General features: G+C 51.7%; 7 protein-coding genes and 1 pseudogene. All 8 read right to left on the bottom strand.

Annotated features, from left to right (window positions below; translation table 11 throughout):
• Positions 1–374, bottom strand: a 374-nt coding sequence (locus tag RMO84_RS04960; RefSeq protein ID WP_310487368.1) for a ParA family protein, incomplete at its 3' end; no start/stop codon positions are given.
• A complete protein-coding gene (locus RMO84_RS04955) occupies positions 367–993 on the bottom strand; it encodes a hypothetical protein (protein ID WP_310487367.1) in 627 nt (208 codons plus the stop codon). The genes RMO84_RS04960 and RMO84_RS04955, both read right to left, overlap by 8 nt.
• Positions 994–1,230: 237 nt before the next feature.
• Complete coding sequence (locus tag RMO84_RS04950) at positions 1,231–2,199, bottom strand: ribulose bisphosphate carboxylase small subunit (protein ID WP_310487366.1); 969 nt, start codon at positions 2,197–2,199, stop codon at positions 1,231–1,233.
• 43 nt (positions 2,200–2,242) lie between these two features.
• On the bottom strand, positions 2,243–2,395 hold the full coding sequence (locus tag RMO84_RS04945; protein WP_310487365.1) for a hypothetical protein: 153 nt from the start codon (positions 2,393–2,395) through the stop codon (positions 2,243–2,245).
• A 107-nt stretch (positions 2,396–2,502) separates the two neighbouring features.
• On the bottom strand, positions 2,503–2,802 hold the full coding sequence (locus tag RMO84_RS04940) for a EutN/CcmL family microcompartment protein (RefSeq protein ID WP_310487369.1): 300 nt from the start codon (positions 2,800–2,802) through the stop codon (positions 2,503–2,505).
• A gap of 7 nt (positions 2,803–2,809) precedes the next feature.
• The gene (locus tag RMO84_RS04935; protein WP_015161394.1) at positions 2,810–3,163 is read right to left on the bottom strand and encodes a carbon dioxide-concentrating mechanism protein CcmK; all 354 of its coding nucleotides are present in this window, start codon (positions 3,161–3,163) and stop codon (positions 2,810–2,812) included.
• Between the two features lie 53 nt (positions 3,164–3,216).
• Positions 3,217–3,525, bottom strand: coding sequence for a carbon dioxide-concentrating mechanism protein CcmK (locus RMO84_RS04930; RefSeq protein ID WP_015161393.1), 309 nt, complete (start codon positions 3,523–3,525; stop codon positions 3,217–3,219).
• A 351-nt stretch (positions 3,526–3,876) separates the two neighbouring features.
• Positions 3,877–4,061: pseudogene (locus RMO84_RS04925) on the bottom strand (carbon dioxide-concentrating mechanism protein CcmM); the annotation flags it as partial.

Genomic DNA, 4,061 nt, shown 5'->3' with positions numbered 1-4,061 from the left:
GGTGCGGGGGGAGTCGGTAAAACCAAGTAATCGGCGATCGGCATAATCGCTCCAAGTGCTACCGAGTCGAGTGCTGGTGGCATATCGACAACTACAATATCGTATTTCGACCACTGTTTGCGGTTGACGTCAGCGAAATCGGTTAATACAGTTGACTCAAAACCTAAATCGATGCCTTGAGCTTGCTTGACCCACCACGTTGCCGATCCTTGCGGGTCGGCATCCACCAACAGCACGCGATGATGTTCGGCAAAAATATCAGCGAGATTGATTGCTGTGGTGGTTTTACCCACACCACCTTTCCCATTCAACACGACAGCGATCTTGGTTGATGTGAGTTTGGGCGGTACGGGAGAGGTCATGATGTCAACCATTGGGGAAAAGGTGGCGTTTGAGTCGATCGAAGTTGGCGCGGCCAGCGACAGATTTTACCGCGCGGTCGGCAACCTCGATCGTGACTGAGATCGTCGGGTCTGCCTGATGGGGCGGTGCGACGTTGGGAGCTGCTTCTGGGGTCTGGGCGGTCGTATCCCAGGCATCTTCAGTCGCCCAGACATCGCTGGCATCGTGAGGTTGATGAGCTGGGGTGGCTGGTGTCGGCGGACTAGGTGGTGGCGAATCGACTACCGATACCTCACCTCTAGACCGATCTCCGAGCAGTGAATGCGTCGGAATGACTTCACCTTCGGCGATTTGCGGATCGATGACGGTCGTGCCCGCCCCAATACACGCATTGCGCTCGATCGTGCCGCTCCCAATAATCAACACACCGCGCCCGATACATACTCCCATGCCAATCTCGATCTCGCCGCCAGTGGCATGGACGATCGATCCAGCACCGATACAGACCCCCGCCCCGATCGTAATCCGACTGTCGGCTTCGGCTTGGAGTAGGACTCCTGGCGCGATGGCCGCACTCGGATCGATCGAGACATTGCCATCGAGATGGACTGGGACTACCGCTCTAGATATCGATCGAAACTTGGTTAGCATGAGCATTGCGCGGGGAACGGGAGTCGAAATCCAAAGATAGGGCGAGTAGAGCTAGAGACGACGACAGGGAGATCGGCACAAAGCATCGTTACCTTGCCCCGATTCCCGTCATCTGTGTGCCCATTTTTCCCCACTCTGAACCCACGACTTAATTTACAAACCCGCCGCCGATCTCGATCGGATTGGCGATCGACTGGATTATTAGCGACTGTTTGCCGATCGCCGTTGGTGTTACTGTCAGGGACGTTGAATGATTTCTTCATGCACGCGGCGTTTAGCTTGGGTATCGACCCCAATTAACCTCACGTATTCGCCTTCATGGTCGTTCAGACAAGTCTCCAATTGCGCGACTGCATCTTGGAGTCGCGTGGCCGATACGGGCTTACAAGTATGCCAGGAACTGCTCCGAAAGCGGCGCAAATCCGCATGTTCTGTGGTAATTTGGTAGCTATTTTCCAACAGACGACGCACAGAGGCTACGACTTCAGCACTGAGGGAGGTTTTAATGTTACTACTCGCACTAGACGATCCGCCATACGCGCTGCTAAACGAGCTGGTTTTTTGGCTGCTGCCGCCACCACTACTGAGGGTTGCTGGCTCGCCCGGTTTGTGAATCACAAATTCTGCGACCCGTCGGCGGGCGTGGGTATCGATCCCGATCGCGCGGACGTAATCATCGGGATGATTGGCAACTAGTTCGCTCAGCATGGCGATCGCTTCAGCTTCGCGGGTACCTTGATAGGAAGGCCCACTCGTCCAAGATGTCGCCCGATACCGGCGCGCATCGGCAAACTCGGTACCGATGCGATAGCCTTGACTCAGTAATTGGCGTACTGATTGCGCTACATCCGTACCGGCATTGCTAGTTGCATGACCGTTGCTAGCAGCAGCGACAGTCTTACCACCATTAATCTTGGTGGAACTTACCTGGGTAACTGCCCCGTCGGGACGTTGAATCATCAATTCCAATACCCGCGTGCGGGAGTTGGTATCGACACCGAGCAGTTGGACGTATGCACCTTGGTGTTCGTCGAGAATGCTGGAAATACTGTTGAGGACACTGCTTTCACTGCCTTGAGCTACAGCCGCACTCTGCCACGAACCTGTCCGAAACCGGCGCGCATCAGCATATTCCAAGCCGACTCTATAGCCTTGGCTCAATAACTGACGGATTTGTTGGCGGACGCTATCACTAATTTCACTCATATCTTGGTTCTCTATTAAATCATCAATAACTTTTGAGTTTAAATTAGCCTCGAAAGACCAGCTTCAGCCCGCAGCATCGTGTCTGGATTGCCACTTTGGCGGGCACGATCGCCTTGAAAAAGTCCTGCACTTGGGCAAAGCCCAAGACCGGATTTTCCGCTGTCTTGAAAAAGTCCTGCACTTGGGCAAAGCCCAAGACCGGATTTTCCGCTGTCTTGGAAAGGTGCGACAAGACTGGGCAAAGCCCAAGACCCAATGGTCAGCTAGCCGACCAAATGCACTTTTCGCTATAATAATTTCCGATCAGGCACTATCGCGCTTGCTGTATGTCAAGTCATTACCTACGGCTACTGTATCGACGATCGCTACGACTAGCGCATCGACAGGGTAGCGATCTTTACTAGAGATTTGACGGGCAGCACTGCCCCGACTTAGCAAAACTACTTCTGTTAAACCTGCGCCCACACAATCGGCGGCGACTTCATACTCTGGGAGATCGTTACCTGCGGCGTCGATCAGTTGCACGAGCAAAAACTTCGTTCCAGTTAAACTCTGTTCTTTGTGGGTACTGACCACAGTACCCAAAACTCTAGCTAGCTTCATCGAGCTACTACGAACGTCTACCGCCGATCGCCAATGGGCCAGGGCCATTTAAGCTATCGCGGAATTTCTCAACGTCTTCAGTGTAGTTCATCGGTAGAACGTACTCCAGATTTTCGTGAGGACGCGCGATGATGTGCGTAGACAGCACTTGACCGCCATTAACGCGCTTCACGGATTCTACGCCTGCGGATACAGAAGCTTGGACTTCCGAAACGTCACCGCGTACGATCACAGTCACGCGACCGCTACCGATTTTTTCGTAGCCAACTAAGGTAACACGAGCGGCTTTAACCATCGCGTCAGCAGCTTCCACTACTGCGGGAAAGCCTAGTGTTTCAATCATCCCAACTGCAATTGACATTATCAATGACTCCTAAAATTTTTAGTAATGCGATTTTGAGCTAACTTGCGATCTTAGACGCGGAATTTCTCGACATCTTCGGTGTAGTTCATGGGTAAGACGTACTCTAGGTTCTCGTGGGGACGAGCAATGATGTGAGTGGATAGCACTTCACCACCATTGACGCGCTTAACGGATTCCACACCTGCGGATACGGAAGCTTGTACTTCAGAGACATCACCACGGACAATGACAGTTACCCGACCGCTACCAATTTTTTCATAGCCGACCAATGTGACTCGTGCGGCTTTGACCATGGCATCAGCAGCTTCCACAACAGCAGGAAAACCTTTGGTTTCAATCATTCCCACGGCAATAGACATATATTTTTCGTCCTTAGAGTAAATTTGTTGTAATTGGCGACTCGCGATCGCCTCTGTTCCCAGACGGTTGAGCGAGTCAAGAAGGCGACTCGATCGCAGATTTGCACCGAATCAGATTTAGTAGTAAATGTTAATTGTTTCCATAGACTTTTATCTATGCAAACCCCAATACTATGCATCTGCTAAAGTCAAGCATAGACTGAGACGTGACGCTTTGGCAATATAAGCAACAATTTTATTTTGTTAAGTTAGGTATCAGAAACTTTTATGTGAGGCTAGCGATCCCCATCCTCACGGTAGCGAACTGAGTTGACAAAACTTATTATTTGTGCATTGCCAAATCGATGCAGCCTATTTCCCAGGGCGGTGAATCAGCTTTTCGATCGTCCGTTTGCGGGCTTGTTGGTCTACCCCGATAATGCGGACGTATGATTTTTGCCGATCGCGAACGATCGATTCCAATGCCCGTGCGATTTCAGCAGCAGTTCGACCCTCGACTCGACCGCCAGTTTCCCAAGCATTGCTCTTATAGCGCC

The organism is Chamaesiphon sp. VAR_69_metabat_338, assembly GCF_031423935.1.
In the GTDB taxonomy this organism is placed as follows: Bacteria; Cyanobacteriota; Cyanobacteriia; order Cyanobacteriales; family Chamaesiphonaceae; genus Chamaesiphon.
The sequence above is the reverse complement of the archived record's forward strand: the minus strand, read 5'-3'. Positions and strand labels throughout refer to the sequence as shown.